This window comes from Streptomyces sp. NBC_01723, from assembly GCF_036246005.1.
Taxonomy (GTDB): domain Bacteria; phylum Actinomycetota; class Actinomycetes; order Streptomycetales; family Streptomycetaceae; genus Streptomyces.
Genome location: NZ_CP109171.1, coordinates 5,353,190 through 5,371,546, shown reverse-complemented (window position 1 = coordinate 5,371,546; position 18,357 = coordinate 5,353,190). Strand labels below are relative to the sequence as shown.

Annotated in this window: 19 protein-coding genes and 1 tRNA gene; 7 read left to right on the top strand and 13 right to left on the bottom strand. The window is 71.0% G+C overall.

Annotated elements, in window-relative coordinates; genetic code table 11:
• Position 1: 1 nt before the first annotated feature.
• The 10 genes from OIE75_RS25040 to OIE75_RS24995 form a co-directional block, all read right to left on the bottom strand.
• The gene (locus OIE75_RS25040) at positions 2-1,378 is read right to left on the bottom strand and encodes a bifunctional albaflavenone monooxygenase/terpene synthase (protein WP_329472187.1); all 1,377 of its coding nucleotides are present in this window, start codon (positions 1,376-1,378) and stop codon (positions 2-4) included.
• Positions 1,375-2,460 carry an epi-isozizaene synthase gene (gene cyc1, locus OIE75_RS25035; protein ID WP_329472186.1) on the bottom strand — a complete coding sequence of 362 codons (1,086 nt, stop codon included), beginning with the start codon at positions 2,458-2,460 and terminating at the stop codon, positions 1,375-1,377. Before cyc1 ends, OIE75_RS25040 begins: the two co-directional genes overlap by 4 nt.
• A 259-nt stretch (positions 2,461-2,719) precedes the next feature.
• The gene (gene def, locus OIE75_RS25030) at positions 2,720-3,370 is read right to left on the bottom strand and encodes a peptide deformylase (protein WP_307015041.1); all 651 of its coding nucleotides are present in this window, start codon (positions 3,368-3,370) and stop codon (positions 2,720-2,722) included.
• A 150-nt stretch (positions 3,371-3,520) separates the two neighbouring features.
• Positions 3,521-4,501, bottom strand: a complete 981-nt coding sequence (locus OIE75_RS25025) for a tetratricopeptide repeat protein (protein WP_122616143.1) — start codon at positions 4,499-4,501, stop codon at positions 3,521-3,523.
• 113 nt (positions 4,502-4,614) lie between these two features.
• Positions 4,615-5,934: an HD-GYP domain-containing protein gene (locus OIE75_RS25020; RefSeq protein WP_443078387.1), complete on the bottom strand. Its 1,320-nt coding sequence runs from the start codon at positions 5,932-5,934 to the stop codon at positions 4,615-4,617.
• Positions 5,931-7,265 (bottom strand): HD-GYP domain-containing protein, encoded by a 1,335-nt coding sequence (locus tag OIE75_RS25015; RefSeq protein ID WP_329472184.1) that lies wholly within the window; start codon positions 7,263-7,265, stop codon positions 5,931-5,933. Before OIE75_RS25015 ends, OIE75_RS25020 begins: the two co-directional genes overlap by 4 nt.
• A gap of 109 nt (positions 7,266-7,374) precedes the next feature.
• A complete protein-coding gene (rsrA, locus tag OIE75_RS25010; RefSeq protein WP_125491929.1) occupies positions 7,375-7,686 on the bottom strand; it encodes a mycothiol system anti-sigma-R factor in 312 nt (103 codons plus the stop codon).
• Positions 7,683-8,366 carry an RNA polymerase sigma factor SigR gene (gene sigR, locus OIE75_RS25005; protein ID WP_234955406.1) on the bottom strand — a complete coding sequence of 228 codons (684 nt, stop codon included), beginning with the start codon at positions 8,364-8,366 and terminating at the stop codon, positions 7,683-7,685. The genes rsrA and sigR overlap by 4 nt, the downstream gene beginning before the upstream one ends.
• 257 nt (positions 8,367-8,623) lie before the next feature.
• A complete protein-coding gene (locus tag OIE75_RS25000) occupies positions 8,624-9,289 on the bottom strand; it encodes an alpha/beta hydrolase family protein (protein WP_329472183.1) in 666 nt (221 codons plus the stop codon).
• Between the two features lies 1 nt (position 9,290).
• Positions 9,291-10,106 carry an SOS response-associated peptidase gene (locus OIE75_RS24995; protein ID WP_307015037.1) on the bottom strand — a complete coding sequence of 272 codons (816 nt, stop codon included), beginning with the start codon at positions 10,104-10,106 and terminating at the stop codon, positions 9,291-9,293.
• A 50-nt stretch (positions 10,107-10,156) separates the two neighbouring features.
• Here OIE75_RS24995 and OIE75_RS24990 point away from each other — a divergent pair, with 50 nt between their 5' ends.
• The 4 genes from OIE75_RS24990 to OIE75_RS24975 all read left to right on the top strand — a co-directional run bounded on the left by OIE75_RS24990 (position 10,157) and on the right by OIE75_RS24975 (position 13,840).
• Positions 10,157-10,879: a M50 family metallopeptidase gene (locus OIE75_RS24990; RefSeq protein WP_122616139.1), complete on the top strand. Its 723-nt coding sequence runs from the start codon at positions 10,157-10,159 to the stop codon at positions 10,877-10,879.
• 134 nt (positions 10,880-11,013) lie between these two features.
• A complete protein-coding gene (aroA, locus tag OIE75_RS24985; RefSeq protein ID WP_329472182.1) occupies positions 11,014-12,330 on the top strand; it encodes a 3-phosphoshikimate 1-carboxyvinyltransferase in 1,317 nt (438 codons plus the stop codon).
• A gap of 12 nt (positions 12,331-12,342) precedes the next feature.
• Positions 12,343-13,356: a ribosome small subunit-dependent GTPase A gene (gene rsgA / locus OIE75_RS24980; RefSeq protein WP_307015035.1), complete on the top strand. Its 1,014-nt coding sequence runs from the start codon at positions 12,343-12,345 to the stop codon at positions 13,354-13,356.
• Positions 13,357-13,516: 160 nt separating this feature from the next.
• Positions 13,517-13,840: a DMT family transporter gene (locus OIE75_RS24975; protein ID WP_122616136.1), complete on the top strand. Its 324-nt coding sequence runs from the start codon at positions 13,517-13,519 to the stop codon at positions 13,838-13,840.
• A 7-nt stretch (positions 13,841-13,847) separates the two neighbouring features.
• Here OIE75_RS24975 and OIE75_RS24970 read toward each other — a convergent pair whose 3' ends face one another.
• Entirely contained in the window at positions 13,848-14,459 is a 612-nt protein-coding gene (locus OIE75_RS24970) for a TetR/AcrR family transcriptional regulator (protein ID WP_307015034.1), read from the bottom strand.
• 189 nt (positions 14,460-14,648) lie between these two features.
• Between OIE75_RS24970 and hisN the strand changes: the two genes are divergently transcribed.
• Together hisN and OIE75_RS24960 are read left to right on the top strand one after the other, a co-directional pair.
• On the top strand, positions 14,649-15,449 hold the full coding sequence (gene hisN, locus OIE75_RS24965; RefSeq protein WP_161329941.1) for a histidinol-phosphatase: 801 nt from the start codon (positions 14,649-14,651) through the stop codon (positions 15,447-15,449).
• 133 nt (positions 15,450-15,582) lie between these two features.
• On the top strand, positions 15,583-15,990 hold the full coding sequence (locus OIE75_RS24960) for a CBS domain-containing protein (RefSeq protein WP_307015032.1): 408 nt from the start codon (positions 15,583-15,585) through the stop codon (positions 15,988-15,990).
• Positions 15,991-16,072: 82 nt separating this feature from the next.
• Here the strand turns inward: OIE75_RS24960 and OIE75_RS24955 are convergent, their stop codons facing one another.
• Positions 16,073-17,524, bottom strand: coding sequence for a catalase (locus OIE75_RS24955; protein ID WP_329472181.1), 1,452 nt, complete (start codon positions 17,522-17,524; stop codon positions 16,073-16,075).
• A gap of 143 nt (positions 17,525-17,667) precedes the next feature.
• Between OIE75_RS24955 and OIE75_RS24950 the strand changes: the two genes are divergently transcribed.
• Complete coding sequence (locus OIE75_RS24950) at positions 17,668-18,084, top strand: Fur family transcriptional regulator (RefSeq protein WP_125491922.1); 417 nt, start codon at positions 17,668-17,670, stop codon at positions 18,082-18,084.
• A gap of 138 nt (positions 18,085-18,222) precedes the next feature.
• On the opposite strand, the gene OIE75_RS24945 is transcribed toward OIE75_RS24950, so the two are convergent.
• A tRNA-Met gene (locus tag OIE75_RS24945) sits at positions 18,223-18,296 on the bottom strand.
• Positions 18,297-18,357 lie beyond the last annotated feature (61 nt).

The window sequence follows — 18,357 nt, the reverse complement described above, 5'->3', positions numbered from 1 at the left end:
GTCACCGGGCCACCGGCCTGACCAGCAGGTCGTGCGGGCGCAGGGTGATGCCGACCCGCACGGCGTCGTTCGAGCCGGCCACCTGCTCGAAGCGGTACTTCGCGGCGAGCGCGGCCGTGATCAGCGTCAGCTGTGCCATGGAGAAGTGGTCGCTGGGGCACTTGCGATTGCCCACGCTGAACGGCTTCATGGCGTATTTCGGCACATCCCGCGCCCGCTCCGGAAGCCAGCGGTCCGGATCGAACTCCAGGTTGTCGGCGTACGACTTCGCATCGCGCTGGATTGCGTACGGACTGTAGATGATGTCCGAACCGGCCGGAATGCGATAGCCACCGAGTTCGGTCTCGGCCACCGAGCGGCGGGTCAATACCCATACGGCCGGGCGCAAACGCATGGCTTCCAGGATGACATTGCCGGTGTGCGTGAGTTTGCGGACGTCCCTGAATGCCACGGGGCGTCCGCCGGTCACCGCTTCGACTTCGTCGCGTATGCGGTCGGCATGTTCCGGGTGGTCGGCAAGTGCCTGCAGCAACCACATGATCGTGGAGGCGATGGTTTCACTGCCCGGGGTGAGTATCGCGACGACCTGGTCGTGGATCTCCTGTTCCCCGATCGGGTCGCCATTGTCGTCCTTCGCCTCCAGCAATGCCGTGAGCAAATCGTCCGGCTTTTGACCGGATGCTCGGCGCTCGGTGATGATCTCGTCCACCAGCAGATGCAGATCGGCCAACGCGCTGTTGAATTTGCGGTTGGCCGGAAGGGGCAGCCGGTAGAGCGGTCCGAGCGGGACGACCATGCGCCGGTACATGCCCCGGAAGACGGTGGCGAGCGCGACGCACAGCCGCTCGGCGCGCTCGTCCATGTACTGCCCGCGCAGCAGGCAGCGGGCCGCGACGCGCACCGCCACCCGGAAGGACTCGGAGGTCGCGTCGACGGTCTGGCCCGCCCGCCAGCGCTCGGTGAGCGCGTGCGCCTCCTCCTCCATGATCGGCCCGTACGCGGGGATCGCGTCGAGTTTGAAGGCCGGCTGGATGGTGCGACGCTGACGCCGGTGGAGCGGGCCGTTGGCGGTCGCCACGCCCTCCTTGCCGAGCAGGCCCTCCAGCGACTCCCACAGCGGACCGGCTATGTGGTAGTCGGGGCTCAGCGCGAGGGCGCCGGTGAGTTCGGGGGCGGTGACCGCGTAGACGGTCTTCGGGCCCAGCCTGATGCGCACGATGTCGCCGTGGTCGCGCAGCTGGGACATGTAGGCCAGCGGGTCGCGGGCCAGCCGCCAGCCGTGGCCGAGCAGGGGTACGCCGCCACCCGCGAAGGGCGGCTCGCGCAGCTCCGGCGCCGCTTCCGCGCGGGTCTCGGGGTTGACGGACTCGACGGTCATTTCTCACCTGCCGCTTCGTTGTCGACGTACGGGGGTGTGGACCGGTCGTCCCAGCTGTCGACCATGTACCGGCCGGACTCGTGATGGAACCAGTAGACGGAACTGAACCAGTTCCGCATATTGCCGACGTTGGTCCGCACGGCGCCGCTCAGTTCCTTTCCGCGTACGGTCCCGTCGGCGAGTGCGTCGGCGAACCGTAACGCGTCCTGCTCCACCACGAGGAATTCGGTGATGGATTCCTCGACGCGTCGCCTGACTTCCACAATGGCTTCTTCCAGGGTGAGTCCCTGATGTGTGATGAGACTGATGCCGAGATTGTGGACCTCGTCGCCCGCGATTTCCTTGGGCAGCGAGCAGAGGTCGTTGTACCAGGCCGCGAATTCCTGACTCAGCAGCGCCGCCCTGCGATATGCCGGGTGTTTCCGTACCGTGTCCGGCAGTTCGCAGCCCGCGCTCGGCTCCAGCAGGTCGGTCCAGATCCAGTGGGCGAAGGTGAGCCGACGCAGTTCCAGGTACTCCTCGACTCCGGGCACGATTCCGCGGATGCGGTTGTGGAATTCCCGGTCGTACGCCTCGATCACCGCGTGGAAGTGCCGGGCGAACCGGGCGTTCCAGGTCGTCGGCAGGAAGGCGTACAGGCGCCGCACACTGTCGGCGAACCCGGCCACCAGAGTGTCCTCGTGGTGCAGGTGTTCCCCGGGTGAGTCGAGTGCCGTGTGCAACAGGTCGCGCAGTCGCCGCCAGGCGCCGGCCCGGCCGTGGACGATGTCCCGGTCGTGCCGGTCGTCCCAGACGAAGAACCACGCGCTGTAGTCCGCTATCGCCTGCAGGACCGGCTCGGGGGCGCCCAGGTAGTACCCCGCCATGAGGTCCGTGTAGCACAGGCCGTCGGCATATTCCTCGACCTTGTCCGCCGGCATGAGCCGCTTTTCGAGCAGCCAGGTACGTGTCTTCTCCTGGAGCCTCGGCCAATACGGGTGCAGTTTCCGGGGAAATGCCGCCTCGATCACCGGGAGACGGAGCGATGACGGTACTGCGATCGCGGTTGGTGTCGCTGTGGTGCCGTGTGGGAAAGCATGCACGAACAAACCCCTCTCAGCCGCCGGTGGCGCACCCCTCTCGCTGAGCGGGGCGTGCGCCGTTGCGAATCCCCGCACTTCCCATTCAGCACCACAACTGACCGTTCTGGGAACGGATTTGCTCCATTCACTACCCCCAGGTGCCTGAATTCTCCTGTTGTGTGGCAGGTTTCGGCAGACGAACGGCGCCCGCCCGGGGTGAGACCCGAACAGGCGCCGTGCGCAAGGGAGATGTGTGACCGGTGTGATCGGTGGGGCTGTTTCAGTCGTTCGCGACCACGGGGTAGCGGGGCTCGTTCTCGGCCATCTGCCGCAGCGCGTCCTTGCGCTCCCGCTTGGAGAGCCGGTCGATGTACAGGTACCCGTACAGGTGATCCGTCTCGTGCTGCAAACACCGTGCGAAGTAGCCGGTGCCCCGCACCTTGACCGGGTTGCCCTTCTCGTCCTGCCCGGTCACCTCGGCGTAGTCGGGACGGGCCAGCGGCGCGTAGGCGGTCGGCACGGAGAGGCAGCCCTCGTTGCTGTCGTCGAGGCGGCGCCGGTCGGCGGGCAGTTCGACGAGCACCGGGTTGCAGACGACGCCGACGTGGCGGACGCCCTCGTCGTCGGGGCAGTCGTAGACGAAGACCTTCTGGGAGACGCCGATCTGGTTGGCGGCCAGGCCCACCCCCTCGGCGGTGCGCTGGCTGGCGAACATGTCCGCCACCAGTTGCTGGAAATCCTCGCCGAAGTCGGTGACGTCCGCGCACTCCGTGTGCAGCACCGGATTGCCGACCACCGTGATCGGCCGCGAGGCGCCCCGCTCACGCCAGGCCGCCTCGCGCTCCTCGCAGTCCTCGGTGTCGACGACGAAGCCCTCGTCGTCCACGGGGAGCACGCCCACGTGCTGCTGATCGGTGTCCTGCTGGGCCATGACCGACGTATGCCTTCCTGGATGAACCTGGCTGAATGCTTGATACAGGGTACGGTGACGCCCCGCTTCAGGGGCGCGGGACTGTGTCGATATGCGGCTCCGCCGCGTGGGCGCGACCAGCCACGACGAACCCGCAGTCGGCCAAGAGCCTCAGCAGACCTCTTCCAGATCCCGCCAATCCCGAGAATCAGGACTGTCCGCGACCCACCCGTCCAACAACCCCTTCACCAGCGCGGCCGGCGCGGCCACCCCGCACTCCCGCTCCGGCACCCACAGCTGCCCGTCCGTACGGTGCCCGAGGGGCCCGGGATGCCCCGGTTCGCTGTGGTCGTGCGGGTCGAGGTGCTCGCCCTCGCCCTCGTCGGACGGCATCCGGGACTCCGAGCACATCCGGCACAGCAGCCGGACCGAGGACGACCAGTCCTCGGCGGCGAACCCGGCGTCGGCCGCCAGTTGCTCCAGCGCGTCCCGGTCGGACTCGGTGGCCGCCTCCAGGAGGACGACCCAGGTGGGCACGGGCGACGGCGCCCACAGCTCGATCTCGTCGAAGACGGGGTAGGAGTGCCCGGCCGCGGTGGACCGCTCTCCGTGCGGCACCCCGTCATGCAGGACGACCTCGCCCCAGCGCCGCCCGGAGGACGGCAGCGGGATGGACAGCACCTCCACGCGGGCGGGGTCCAGGCGCCGCCCCCACACGACCTCGGCCTCCCCCTCGGGGGACAGCCGTACGGCCGCGCTGCCGAGTTCCATGCCGAGCGGCTCACCGGCGTCCGTCGCGTCCCCGGGGGTGCGCAGTCCGTACGCCTGCCAGGCCCGGCGGGCCAGCGGCCAGTCCTGCAGAGCGGTCGCCGCGATGCCGACGTTCCACCAGTCGGGGGCGCCGGTGTCCCGGTCGAGGAGCGCGACGGCCCGCAGTCCGGCCGCTCTGGCCTGCTCCCAGTCGTGCCGGAACTTGTGCAGCAGGGCGAGGTTGAACCACGACTCCGAGAGCCAGGGTTCCAGGTCGGCGGCCCGCGTCAGCAGCGCCCCCGCGTCCTCGTAGCGACCGTCGCCGATCAGCGTGAACGCGCGGTCGGTGGCCTGCCGCCAGGAGGCGGAGGGCCGGTGCCGTGCCTTGCCGAAGATCCTCACGATTCCCGCCTGCCAGTTCCGTTCTGTGGGCTGGCTGTGCCTTTCGCGCCCCCGGACACCCTTTCCTGCGCATCAAACCACGTACGGGTGTAGAGGCGCTCATTACCCATGGGTTACCCAGCCGAGGGCGAGGTAAGACTGCCTCGCGAAAGCACTCGGGCCAGTGCTTCCACCACGTCCGGAGCGTAGTCGTCCGCGGTGGCCAGGCGCAGCTCCTCCAGGGCCGTGAGACCGCCGCCGGGACCGGCGTCCCGCGCCTTCTCCTCGTAGGCGTTCACGACCCGTACGATCCGCGCGGCCGCCGGCTGCTCCCGGCAGGGGTCGGCCTGGCGCTCCACGACCACCGCGACGGCCGGGTCGACGCCGGTCTGACGGACCACGGCTCCGCCGAGCAGCGCGATCCGCCGCTGTTCCGGGGCGGGCAGGCCGGCGGTGGCGCCCGCCGGGACCGGGTCGACCAGGCTGAGCTGGCCGATGTCGTGCATCAGGGCCGCGTACTCCAGCACGGTCAGCTCGGCCCCCGACAGCCCCAGGTCGCGGCCCACGGCCCCGCTCAGCTCGGCGACGCGGCGCGCGTGCCCGGCCGGGGTGTACCCGGCGATCTCGGTCGCCCTGGCCAGGGAAGCGATGGTCTGCCGGTAGGTGGCCCGGACGGCCGCGTAGCGACGGTAGGACAGCTGGGCGAGCAGCAGCGGCACGCAGAAGACGGGGAGCGCCCAGAGGCCCGCGACGCCCACCGCGAGCGCCATCACCACCCCGGTCGCGCACACCGCGGAGGTGATTCCGACCATGCCGCGCAGCTCCTCGCGCAGCAGCGGGCCGAAGGGCCAGCCGGTGCGGGCGTGCGCGGGTGCCGCGGCGAGCACGGCGTCGCACAGCGTGGTCAGGGCGAGCAGTGCGATCAGCAGCAGCGCGTACGCGGGGCCGCTCCAGTCGCGGAAGGTGCCCTGGCCGGAGAGCGGCTGGAAGCACACGGCGGCGAAGGCGACGGTGAGCACCCGCCGCGCCAGGTGGTCGAGGACGGGCCCACCGCCGCGGGCTATGTAGGGCACGCTGCCGGCCAGCGAGGCGGCGAGGACGACGGTGACGGTCTGGGCGACGCCGTGCGGGGCGGGCCGCCCGGTGACCTCTCCGAGCAGCGCGTACGCCAGTGCCCCGGCGGCGCCGAGCGGAGCCGCCTCGCGGGCCTCGGCGTCGGCGCGGCGGGTCAGCTCACCGAGGGTGACCAGCACACCGAAGGCGAGCGCGACGGGCCGGTGGACGAGCCCCGACCACAGCACGGAGGTGAGGCAGAGCACGGCGACGAGTCCGGCGGCGGCGCGGATGAGGTGGGGCACCAGAGGAAGCCGGCCCCGTAACGGGGGGACCAGCGGCGGCCGACCCCGCCACCGGGGCACCAGAGGAAGCCGCCCCCGCGGCCGGGGCTCGCTCATACGGCCCGCCTCCCGACGCTGTCGCGCGCGCCCTCGCCGCGGGGCCGGCCGGGCGTCGCCGCGGCCGTCGGGGGTGCGGGGGTGCCGTCGGCCGTGACCGACGGGTGCCAGCCGTGCCGGCCCAGGGCGCGGACCAGCGCGCCCACCATCCGGGGGTCGAACTGCTTCCCGGCACACCGTTGGAGCTCCTCCACCGCCGCGGCGACGGGGCGGGCCCTGCGGTAGGAGCGGGTGGAGGTCATCGCGTCGAAGGCGTCGGCGACGGCCACCACGCGGGCCGACTCGGGGATGCGGTCGCCGACCAGGCCGTAGGGGTAGCCGCTGCCGTCCAGCCGTTCGTGGTGGTGGAGGACGGCGGCCCGGGCCTCTCCCAGGAAGCGGATGCCGCGCACCATCTCGTGCCCGTACTCCGGGTGCAGTTCGATCACCCGCCGTTCCTCGGGCGTCAGCGCCCCCTCCTTGCGCAGCAGCCGGGTGGGTACGCCGAGCTTGCCCACGTCGTGCAGGATGCCGGCGAAACGGAGCGTCTCGACGCGCTCGTCGTCCATGCCCAGCTCACGGGCGATCATCATGGTGGCCCGGCCGACGCGCTCACTGTGTCCGCGGGTGTAGCCGTCCTTGATGTCCACGGCCTGCACCAGCGCGCGGATGGTCGCCTGGTGCGCGGCCCGCTCCCGGTGGTACTGGGCGAACGCCCACCACGCGACACACATCGGCAGCAGCACGAGCAGCGCGGCCACCGGACCGTACGGGCTGCGCCACAGGACGGCCATCATCAGCCCGGCGAGCCCGTGCACGGCGACCGGTCCGAGCGTCCTGGTGAACAGGCCCCGCCACGTCCGGCTCGCCGGCACATGGTCGGCGAGCGCCAGGATGCCGCCGTCCAGCAGGGTGAGCACCAGGCAGAACGCCAGTACCGCGGCCCCGGCCGGCACGAGCGCGTACGGGAAGTCGGGCTCGACGAGCACGTCCCGCCCGCCGAGCCGCCCGTGGACGTACGCGGCGGCCCAGACGGCGAGCGTCAGCTGTGCCGCCCGCCATGCACGCCGCAGCGCGAAGGGCCGCCTCGGCACCGGGGACAGCAGGGCTCCCGGCAGTGCGACGAGCGCCGCGGCGGACGGCGGGAGCAGGAAGGCACCCGCCAGCAGGACGGGGTAGCAGGTACCGACGGAGCGGGACCGCGCGACCAGCTCGGAGCCCGCGTACAGCCCGGCGAGCAGCAGCACCGCCCGCCAGGGCGTGGGTAGCGCGGGCAGTGGCCGCAGACAGAGCAGTGCGGCCAGGACGACACCGGCGACGTACATGCGCGCCCGAGCCGGTACCGCGTCCATGATCCCCTCCCCCCGACCACGTCTGTCAGGCTCCGGAGCCTAGGACGGCGGTGGGGAGGCCGCGGGCAGATAACCCGCGGATTAGCACGTACGAGTGACTCGTGAGGGCTCAGGACTCCTGGGGAGTCGGCGGTGCGGCCGTGACGTCGTGCTCGGGCACGGACTGTCCCGACCGGATCAGGTCGAGCCTGCCCATGACCTTGGCGCGCAGGTCACCCGGCACGTCGTCCTGTCCGCAGCACCGCTTGACCAGCTTCTTCACGGCCTGCTCCAGCCCGTACTTCTCCAGACAGGGCGAGCACTCCTCGAAGTGGTGCTCGAACTTGACGCAGTCCGAGTCCGGCATCTCCTTGTCGAGGAACTCGTAGAGATGATCGAGGATTTCGCTGCAATCCGTCTCGTGCGGCTCTCCGCAGCTCATGACCCCGAGCCTTTCGCTTCGTTCGACTCTCCGGCGCCGGCCGGGACCAGACCGCGGTCGCGGGCGTAGTCCTCCAGCATGCCGCGCAGCTGACGGCGTCCACGGTGCAGCCGGGACATCACCGTACCGATGGGTGTCCCCATGATGTCGGCGATCTCCTTGTAGGCAAACCCCTCGACGTCCGCCAGATAGACGGCGATGCGGAACTCCTCCGGGATGGCCTGGAGCGCCTGCTTCACGTCCGAGTCGGGCAGGTGGTCGAGCGCCTGCGACTCGGCCGAGCGCAGACCGGTCGACATGTGCGACTCGGCACGCGCGAGCTGCCAGTCCTCGATCTCCTCGGCCGCGCTGCGCTGGGGCTCACGCTGCTTCTTGCGGTACGAGTTGATGAAGGTGTTGGTGAGGATGCGGTACAGCCACGCCTTGAGGTTGGTGCCCTCGCGGAACTGGTGGAAGGACGCGTACGCCTTGGCGTAGGTCTCCTGCACCAGGTCCTCGGCGTCGGCCGGATTACGCGTCATGCGCAGCGCGGCCGAGTACATCTGGTCGAGGAACTCCAGCGCGTCCCGCTCGAAGCGCGCGCTGCGCTCGGCGGTCGACTCCGCGCTCGTGCCCCGGCCCTCGGGCTGCTCCGCCTGGCCGTGTTCGGTCCCTGCGTCGGTCCCAGTGACCGGACCCACCTCCTCCAGTGACGTCGTGAAACCGAGACCGGCCCCACTCGAATCGGAGGATAGACGACGATCCGGTCCGCCCGCCGCCCGAATGGGGGCGGTCTTCGCCGCGTGCAGCACCGTCCAGTCCAGGTCGGCGCGGCTGCTGCGACTCGGGCAGAAGGCTGAACCCATGCGGCGGACTTCCTTTCCTACGGCGTCGGTGCTGATTCTCAGCAACGTACGTCCGCCACAACAGTGGGCGCACGCCGGTCATTCCCAGGCGTTCACCCGAGTGAGCCGACCCACTTCGCGACCCCCTCGGTGATCAGTTCCAGGGCCGCCTCCTGGGTGATCTCCGCCCGCTTGGGCACGGCGAAGCCGTGATCGCCGTACGGCACCTCGACGAGGTCGTACGTCCCCTCCGGGGCCTCGGGGAACTCCTCCGGCTTCCCGAAGGGGTCGTTGCCGCCCTGCACGACGAGGGTGGGGACACCCGCCCCCAGCAGCTCGTCGGCGCGGGACTTCTCGGGCTTGCCCGGCGGGTGCAGGGGGAAGCTCAGGGCGAGGACGGCACGGGCGCCCAGTTCGCGGGCGGTACGGCAGGCGACACGGGCACCGGCGCTGCGTCCGCCCGCGATCACGGGCAGTCCCGGTGCGGCCAGCGCGGGCCAGATGCCGCGCCAGCCGGTGTCGAGGGTCTTCGGAGCGGGCGCCAGCTTCTTGCCGGCCACCCGCCAGGGCTGCTCGACCAGGGCCACGCTCACTCCGTGGGCGGGCAGCGCGGCCGCCAGCGCCCGCAGGTCGCGCGCCTCGATGCCACCGCCGGCGCCGTGGCTCGCGGCGAGGACGAGACGGGGCTTCCTCGCCCGGTGCCAGGTGATGCGGGCGGGTCCGGCGTCGGTCTCGACCGTCTCAACCGCCTCGGGCGTCTCCTTGGTCACATGCGTCACGTCAGAAGAGTGTGCCCTCTTCCGGCGCCTCCAGCTCCTTGAGCAGCTCCGGCCCGTTGTTGCGCACGTTGCTCACCGCGGTGGAGACCGGGAACGCCCGCATCATTCCGGCGGGCGGGGGCGCCAGCAGGGAGGTCAGCTCGTCGGGGTCGGTGCGCGCCGGGTCGAGCCAGTCGTCCCAGCGGTCCGGTGTCAGCATCAGCGGCATCCGGGGGTGGATGTCGGAGAGCGCGTGCGGCCCGTCGGCCGGGGCGACCGCCAGGGGGGTGGTCTCGGCCTCGGTCGTGATCACCGAGCACGTCACCCACCAGGCCTGCGGGTGGTCGTCCGGCAGCGTCTTGTCCCGCCAGAACTCGTACAGCCCGGCCATCGCGAACACGGACCCGTCGGCGGGCGTCACGAAGTACGGCTGCTTGCGCGGCCGCTTCTTGCGGCCCTCGACCTCCAGGTCCCGCTCCTGCTTGCCCGTGACCCACTCGTAGTAGCCGTCGGCGGGCAGGATGCACCGCCTGCTGCCGAAGGCGCGCCGGTAGGAGGGCTTCTCGTGGACGGTCTCCGCGCGGGCGTTGATCATCCGCGCCCCGCCCTCGGGCGTCTTGGACCAGGACGGGACGAGGCCCCACTTCAGTTTCCGCAGCTGCCGAACCGGCTTCGGGTCCTCGGCGTCCTTGAGAGGGCGGTCCAGGACCGCGTAGACCTCCTTGGTGGGCGCCACGTTGTAGTCGGGCTCCAAGCTCTCCTTGGGCTCCCACTTCTCGATCTCGAAGATTCCCGCGAGATCCTCGGGTCGACGACTCGCCGCATACCGTCCGCACATACGTGCCACACTGCCAGACCCCGCGCAGACACGAGGAGCCCTCACCGAACATGGACCACCTCGCAACGGCCTCGCTCCCTTCTCTGTGGGACGAGGTCTCCGGCACCCAGCCCGACCCCGACCTGTGGGTGGTGATCGCGACCCTGGTGGCCGCGCTGGTCGTCGTCGTACCGCACCGCCCGTGGCGGATAGCCCGCAACGCGATCACCATCGCGCACGAGGGCGGCCACGGGCTCGTGGCGCTGCTCACCGGCCGCACCCTGACCGGGATCACCCTGCACTCGGACACCAGCGGTCTGACGGTGAGCCGCGGCAAGCCGACCGGCGTCGGGATGATCCTGACGGCGGTGGCCGGCTACACCGCTCCCCCGCTGCTCGGCCTCGGTGGCGCCGCCCTGCTGGCCGCGGGGCGCATCACCCTGCTGCTGTGGCTGGCGACGGCGCTGCTCGTCGCCCTGCTGGTGATGGTCCGCAACGCGTACGGGATGCTGACGGTGGTGCTCACCGGCGGCACCTTCGTCCTGGTCTCCTGGCTGGCCGGACCGCAGGTGCAGGCGGCGTTCGCGTACGCGGTGGTCTGGTTCCTGCTGCTCGGCGGGGTGCGTCCGGCCTTCGAGCTCCAGGCCAAGCGGGCCCGGGGCGGCGCCGGCGACTCGGACGCGGACCAGTTGGCCCGGCTGACCCACGCGCCGGCGGGGGTCTGGTTCTTCCTGTTCCACGCGGTGTCGCTGTGCTCGCTGGTCGGCGGGGGACGCTGGCTGCTGGAGCTGTGACGCACGGGCGCCCGCACGCGCCCGGACAGACGCACCCGCATATATGCACGGCATGTGCACTGTCGCGATTTCGGTCAGGTTTCGCCGTCTTTGATCAAGATTTCCGATCGGCTTCAGCCATTAAAGTGGGGCCCATGACCGTGAACCCCACGCACACCGCCCTCTGGCCCGCACCGCACGCGAGCGGAGCCGTCGACGCGACCGTCCAGGTGCCCGGGTCCAAGTCGGTCACCAACCGCGCCCTGGTGCTGGCCGCCCTCGCCTCCGAGCCGGGCTGGCTGCGCCGTCCGCTGCGCTCCCGCGACACCCTGCTGATGGCCGAGGCGCTGCGCGCGATGGGCGTCGAGATCGAGGAGGGCGTCGGCTCGGAGGGCAGCGGCGAGTTCTGGCGGGTCATCCCGGCGGGGCTGCGCGGCCCGGCCACGGTCGACGTCGGCAACGCGGGCACGGTCATGCGCTTCCTGCCGCCGGTCGCCACGCTCGCGGACGGCCCCGTCCGCTTCGACGGCGATCCGCGGTCCTACGAGCGTCCGCTGCACGGCGTGATCGACGCGCTGCGCGTCCTGGGTGCCCGCGTCGACGACGACGGGCGCGGCGCACTGCCGCTGACCGTGCACGGCGGGGGCGCGCTGGAGGGCGGCCCGGTCGAGATCGACGCGTCGTCGTCCTCGCAGTTCGTCAGCGCCCTGCTGCTGTCCGGCCCGCGCTTCAACCAGGGCGTCGAGGTCCGCCACACGGGCTCCGCGCTGCCGTCCATGCCGCACATCCGGATGACCGTCGACATGCTGCGCTCGGTGGGCGCCCAGGTCGACACCCCGGAGTCGGGCGGCGAGCCGAACGTCTGGCGGGTCACGCCGGGCGCGCTCCTCGGCCGGGACCTGACGGTCGAGCCGGACCTCTCCAACGCCCAGCCGTTCCTGGCCGCGGCCCTGATCACCGGCGGCAAGGTCGTGATCCCCGACTGGCCGGCCCAGACCACCCAGCCGGGCGACCGGCTGCGGGAGATCTTCACCGAGATGGGTGGTTCCTGCGAACTGGCCGACTACGGGCTGGTCTTCACCGGGTCGGGCGCCGTTCACGGCATCGACGTCGACCTCGGCGAGGTCGGCGAGCTGACCCCGGGCATCGCGGCCGTCGCCGCCCTCGCGGACTCCCCCTCGACCCTGCGCGGGGTGGCGCACCTGCGACTGCACGAGACGGACCGCCTGGCCGCGCTCACCAAGGAGATCAACGAACTCGGCGGCGACGTCACCGAGACCGCCGACGGTCTGCACATCCGCCCGCGCCCCCTGCACGGCGGCGTCTTCCACACGTACGAGGACCACCGCATGGCCACCGCCGGCGCGATCCTCGGCCTCGCGGTCGAGGAAGTGCGCATCGAGAACGTGGCGACCACCGCCAAGACCCTGCCCGACTTCCCCGACCTGTGGACCGGGATGCTCGGGGCGTAGGGACTGTTCGCCATGCGCCGCTACGGCAAGCACACCGACGAGGACGACATCCGCTCCCGCCCCAACCGCAAGGGCAACCGGCCGCGCACCCACATCCGGCCCAAGCACGAGGACGCCGCCGAGGGCCTGGTCCTCACCGTGGACCGCGGCCGGCTGACCTGCCTGGTCGAGGACCGGGTCGTGATGGCGATGAAGGCCAGGGAACTGGGCCGCAAGGCGGCGGTGGTCGGCGACCGGGTGGCACTGGTCGGCGATCTCTCCGGCAAGAAGGACACCCTCGCGCGCATCGTCCGCATCGGGGAGCGCGCGTCCCTGCTGCGCCGCACCGCGGACGACGACGACCCCTACGAGCGCGTGGTCGTCGCCAACGCCGACCAGCTCGCCATCGTCACCGCCCTGGCCGACCCGGAGCCGCGCCCCCGCCTGATCGACCGCTGCCTGGTCGCGGCGTTCGACGGCGGCCTCACCCCGCTGCTGGTCATGACCAAGTCGGACCTGGCGCCGCCGGACGAACTCCTGGAGCTGTACGGCGCGTTGGACATCCCGTACGTCGTCACCAGTCGTGAGGAGCTGGAGAACGGCGCCGCGGCCGGCCTCGTGCGCGAGCACCTGGACGGGAAGATCACCGCTTTCGTCGGCCACTCCGGCGTCGGCAAGACGACGCTCGTCAACACCCTGGTGCCGGAGGACCGCCGCCGGGTGACGGGTCATGTGAACGCGGTGACGGGCCGCGGCCGGCACACCACGACCTCGGCCCTCGCCCTGCCGCTGTCGTCCGAGGCGGGCGGCTGGGTCGTCGACACCCCGGGCGTACGGTCGTTCGGGCTGGCGCACATCGATCCGTCGCGGGTCATCAACGCCTTCCCCGACCTGGTGCCCGGCACGGAGGGGTGCCCCCGCGCGTGCAGCCACGACGAGCAGGACTGCGCGCTGGACGCGTGGGTCGCCGAGGGCCACGCCGACCCGGCACGGCTGTACTCGCTGCGCCGGCTGCTGTCGACGCGCGAACGGAAGGATGGCGACTGACCTCCGCGTTGTTTGCCGAGCCGTGGCACCGGTAAGTGCATAATCGCACCAAGCCGGAACCAAGCCCGTGCACATCCGGACGAAACGACCCAGTAACGACCACCGGACACAGCACCGGACGACGCAGCGGTCACGGTACGGGACTACGGGAGGACAAGACATGGCGTGGCTGCTGGTCATAGTGGCCGGGTTGCTCGAGACCGGCTTCGCCGTCTGCTTGAAGCTGTCGCACGGCTTCACCCGGCTCTGGCCCACCGTCGCCTTCTGCGCCTTCGCCCTGGGCAGTTTCGGACTGCTGACCCTGGCCCTGAAGAGGCTCGACGTCGGCCCCGCCTACGCGGTGTGGACCGGCATCGGCGCCGCGGGCACCGCCATCTACGGCATGGTCTTCCTCGGCGACCTGGTCTCGACCCTGAAGATCGTCTCGATCAGCTTCGTCATCATCGGCGTGGTCGGGCTCCAGTTGTCGGGCTCGGCGCACTGAGCCGGCCCTACGCCATCGACCGGCGCGGCAGGGCGGTGCGCACGAGGTCGGCCACGCCGCCCTCGCCGGGCGGTGCCGCGACGCAGGACAGGGCGAGCCGCACCGCCAGTTCGCAGGAGCGGGCCAGTTCGACGGCGTCCGGCGGGGCGAGCGGGTCGGCGCCGTACAGGACGGCCACGGCACGGTCGCGGACCAGGGCCACGAAGTCGCCGGGCGAGGGCAGCGGACCGTCGGCCCGGCGCTGGGCCGGCGCGGCGGAGGAGGACGGCACGGCCGTCAGCTCCGGTGCGGGCAGCCGCTCGCTCCAGCAGCCGGTGAGCAGCGCACGGACCAGCGCGTTCTCGTGGGCGGCGGACATCATCCACTCGGCGGTCGCGGTGAGCCGTTCACGCGGGTCGCTGGGCCCGGCGAGCGCGCGGTCCACGCCCGCGAGATAGCCGTCGGCCTCCCTCCGCACGAGCGCCCGCGCGAGGCCCTCCTTGCTGCCGAACTCGTTGTACAGCGTCTGCCGGGACACCCCGGCCGCCGCCGCGACGTCCACCATCCGCACGGCGGACCACGGCCGACGCGCCAACGCCTGGTAAGCGGCGTCGAGCAGGGACTCCCGGGCTGCGGGCACCGTCGCCTCCCTCGGGCCGAGCGGCTTCGTGCCCAGATTTGACGGGTATGGGGTCACTGTCAAGGGGCCTCGCGCCGGGTCGGGCACAGCCGACGGGGCGCATCCGCCCCGCGACTCCCCCTCCGCGATCCGCCACGCCCGCCAAACCCCTGGTGGCTCCCGCGCGCCCCGGGCCGATACGGTTGCCGCATGCCCGACTACCTCGACGACCTCCGCCTCGCCCACGTGCTCGCCGACGCCGCCGACGCGGCGACGATGGACCGCTTCAAGGCCCTCGACCTCAAGGTCGAGACGAAGCCGGACATGACCCCGGTGAGCGAGGCGGACAAGGCCGCCGAGGAACTCATCCGCGGCCACCTCGCCCGCGCCCGCCCCCGCGACTCGGTGCAGGGCGAGGAGTTCGGCACCACGGGCGCCGGTACCCGTCGCTGGGTGATCGACCCGATCGACGGCACCAAGAACTACGTCCGGGGCGTCCCCGTCTGGGCCACCCTGATCGCGCTCATGGAGGCCGGCGAGGGCGGCTATCAGCCCGTGGTCGGGCTGGTCTCCGCCCCGGCCCTCGGGCGCCGTTGGTGGGCGGTGCAGGACCACGGCGCGTTCACCGGCCGCAGTCTGACCTCCGCCTCCAGGCTCCAGGTCTCCCAGGTGTCCACGCTCTCCGACGCCTCGTTCGCGTACTCGTCGCTCAGCGGCTGGGAGGAGCAGGGGCGGCTGGACGGCTTCCTCGACCTCACCCGCGAGGTGTGGCGCACACGCGCGTACGGCGACTTCTGGCCGTACATGATGGTCGCCGAGGGCTCGGTGGACATCTGCGCCGAACCCGAGCTGTCCCTCTGGGACATGGCCGCGAACGCCATCATCGTCACGGAGGCCGGCGGTACCTTCACCGGCCTCGACGGGCGCCACGGCCCGCACAGCGGCAACGCGGCGGCGTCGAACGGCCGCTTGCACGACGAACTCCTCGGCTATCTGAACCAGCGCTACTGAGCGCCCGCCGACTCCCCCTCCACGCCCCCTTGTTGACCCCCGCTTTACCTGCCACCCTGAGAGTCCCCCCACTTGTGAACTTGTGAATCCATGAACTAACTCATGGATCACCGGCAGGAGGTGGCTCCACCCCATGCTCGTCCGCGAAGTCATGAGCAAGGTAGTCCTCACCATCGGCCCCGCCCACACACTCCGTCAGTCCGCCGCCCTGATGTCCGCACGCGGCGTCGGCGCGGCCGTGGTGCACGACCCCGACGCCGACGGCATCGGCATCCTCACCGAACGCGACGTCCTGGTCTCCGTGGGCCAGGGCCAGGACCCGGACACCGAGCGCGTCCACGCCCACACCACCACCGACGTCGTCTTCGCCGCACCGTCCTGGACCGTGGAGGAGGCGGCCGCGGCGATGGCGCACGGCGGCTTCCGCCACCTCATCGTGCTCGAGGGCGGCGAGCCGGCCGGGATCGTCTCGGTGCGCGACATCATCCGCTGCTGGGCGCCGGAGCGTTCGCGGCCGGGCACCCCGGCGGTGACGGCCTGACGGGCCCGAACGACGAAACGGGCCGGACCCCCGTACCCGGGGATCCGGCCCGCCGCCGCGGCAAGCGGTCCAGTGCTGGACGTCAGCCGCGCAGGGCCTGGACCGCGGCCTCCAGCCGCTTGCCGAAGTCACCGTCGGCCTGACGGAAGTTGTTCACCGCGCGCTCGACGATGTCGTCGCGCGAGACGCCGGAGAGGGCGCCGGCCAGGTTGTCGATCAGCCGCCCCTTCTCCCCCTCCGTCATCAGCCGGTAGAGGTTGCCCGCCTGGACGAAGTCGTTGTCCTCGGCGTGCGACGGAGCCTCGGTCTCGCCGGTGACACCGGAGACCGCGACCGGCTGCCACAGCGCGCGGTCCGTCTGGAACGGACCGCCGAAGCTGTTCGGCTCGTAGTTCTTCGCACCCTTGTGGCGGCCGTCGTACAGGAAGCCGTCACGGGAGTTGGTGCGCGCCTCGGTGGCGTGCGGGCGGTTCACCGGGAGGTGGTCGGCGTTGATGCCGACGCGGTAGCGGTGGGCGTCGCCGTACGCGAAGAGGCGGCCCTGGAGCATCTTGTCCGGGGACGGGCCGATGCCGGGCACGAAGTGCGACGGGGAGAAGATCGACTGCTCGACCTCGGCGAAGACGTTCTCCGGGTTGCGGTTGAGCTCCAGCTTGCCGAACTCGATGACCGGGTAGTCCGCGTGCGGCCACACCTTGGTCAGGTCGAACGGGTTGAAGCGGTACTTCGCCGCCTCGGCGACGGGCATGATCTGCACGCCGACGGTCCAGGACGGGAACTCGCCCCGCTCGATCGCCTGACGCAGGTCGCGCTGGTGCGAGTCGGGGTCCGCACCGGCGAGCTTGTCGGCCTCGGCCTGGGTGAGGGTCTTGATGCCCTGGTCCGTCTTGAAGTGGTACTTCACCCAGAAGGCTTCGCCGGCCTCGTTGCTCCACTGGTAGGTGTGCGAGCCGAAGCCGTCCATGTGGCGGTACGACGCCGGGATGCCGCGGTCGCCGAAGAGCCAGGTCACCTGGTGCGTCGACTCCGGCGACAGGCTCCAGAAGTCCCAGACGTTGTCCATCTCGGTCGAGCCCGTGTACGGGTCGCGCTTCTGGGTGTGGATGAAGTCGGGGAACTTGATGGCGTCCTTGATGAAGAACACCGGGGTGTTGTTGCCGACGAGGTCGTAGTTGCCCTCTTCGGTGTAGAACTTCAGCGCGAAGCCGCGCGGGTCCCGGACGGCGTCCGGCGCGCCCAGGTTGCCGGCCACGGTGGAGAAGCGGAGGAAGGTCTCCGTCTCCTTGCCCACCTCGGAGAGGAACTTCGCGCGGGTGTACGGGGTGACGTCGGCGGTGACGGTGAAGGTGCCGTACGCGCCGGCGCCGCGGGCGTGCACGACGCGCTCCGGGATGCGCTCCCGGTTGAAGTGGGCCAGCTTCTCCAGCAGGAGCTGGTCCTGGACGAGCACGGGGCCGCCGACGCCCGCGGTCTCGCTGTTCTGGTTGTCGGCCACCGGTGCACCGGCTTCCGTAGTGAGCGGTCCCTGAGTCACGTACGCCTCCTGCGCCAATCCTGCAAAACCTGTCCCTTGGCTAATGCCGTTGTCGATCCTACAATAGACAATGTCTAAGTCAAGCACGGCTCCAAAGTCACACCTGTTCGGGACCTGGTCCCCCTAGCTGCTAGGCTGGTCGTATGAGTGACCTACTGGAACGACTGCGCGGTCGTGGCTGGCGCATGACCGCGCAACGGCGCGTCGTGGCCGAGGTCCTCGACGGCGAACACGTCCATCTGACGGCCGACGAGGTGCACGCCAGGGCCGTGGGCAGGCTCCCGGAGATCTCCCGGGCGACGGTCTACAACACCCTGGGCGAGCTGGTCTCGCTCGGTGAGGTGCTGGAGGTCGCGACGGACAAGCGCGCCAAGCGCTACGACCCGAACGCGCACACGCCGCACCACCACCTGGTCTGCGCCCAGTGCGGCGCGATCCGCGACGTCCACCCGACGGGCAACCCGATGGCCGACCTCCCCGACTCGGAGCGCTTCGGCTTCACCGTCTCGGACGTCGAGGTGACCTACCGCGGCACCTGCCCGAACTGCGCGGCGGCATAGGCCCCACCAGCACGCAGGAAGCCCCGGCACCGACGGTGCCGGGGCTTCGTCATGACCGCGGCCGGGGCTTCGCCCTCGTGCTCGCCGTGAATGCACCGAGGGCCGGAACCCTTTCGGATTCCGGCCCTCGGCCTTCAGTAGCGGGGACAGGATTTGAACCTGCGACCTCTGGGTTATGAGCCCAGCGAGCTACCGAGCTGCTCCACCCCGCGTCGATGAATGGAACATTACGTCACCCCCACGGCGAGAAGCAAATCGCTTCCGTCCCTGTGT

Bases quoted from the DNA above. Each gene is read 5' to 3' on its own strand.
- rsrA (WP_125491929.1), bottom strand. From the start codon at position 7,686: ATGAGCTGCGGAGAGCCGCACGAGACGGATTGCAGCGAAATCCTCGAT.
- aroA (WP_329472182.1), top strand. From the start codon at position 11,014: ATGACCGTGAACCCCACGCACACCGCCCTCTGGCCCGCACCGCACGCG.
- OIE75_RS24990 (WP_122616139.1), top strand. From the start codon at position 10,157: ATGGACCACCTCGCAACGGCCTCGCTCCCTTCTCTGTGGGACGAGGTC.
- rsgA (WP_307015035.1), top strand. From the start codon at position 12,343: ATGCGCCGCTACGGCAAGCACACCGACGAGGACGACATCCGCTCCCGC.
- OIE75_RS24960 (WP_307015032.1), top strand. From the start codon at position 15,583: ATGCTCGTCCGCGAAGTCATGAGCAAGGTAGTCCTCACCATCGGCCCC.
- OIE75_RS24950 (WP_125491922.1), top strand. From the start codon at position 17,668: ATGAGTGACCTACTGGAACGACTGCGCGGTCGTGGCTGGCGCATGACC.
- OIE75_RS25040 (WP_329472187.1), bottom strand. From the start codon at position 1,378: ATGACCGTCGAGTCCGTCAACCCCGAGACCCGCGCGGAAGCGGCGCCG.
- OIE75_RS25020 (WP_443078387.1), bottom strand. From the start codon at position 5,934: ATGAGCGAGCCCCGGCCGCGGGGGCGGCTTCCTCTGGTGCCCCGGTGG.
- OIE75_RS24975 (WP_122616136.1), top strand. From the start codon at position 13,517: ATGGCGTGGCTGCTGGTCATAGTGGCCGGGTTGCTCGAGACCGGCTTC.
- def (WP_307015041.1), bottom strand. From the start codon at position 3,370: ATGGCCCAGCAGGACACCGATCAGCAGCACGTGGGCGTGCTCCCCGTG.
- OIE75_RS24995 (WP_307015037.1), bottom strand. From the start codon at position 10,106: ATGTGCGGACGGTATGCGGCGAGTCGTCGACCCGAGGATCTCGCGGGA.
- hisN (WP_161329941.1), top strand. From the start codon at position 14,649: ATGCCCGACTACCTCGACGACCTCCGCCTCGCCCACGTGCTCGCCGAC.
- OIE75_RS25015 (WP_329472184.1), bottom strand. From the start codon at position 7,265: ATGGACGCGGTACCGGCTCGGGCGCGCATGTACGTCGCCGGTGTCGTC.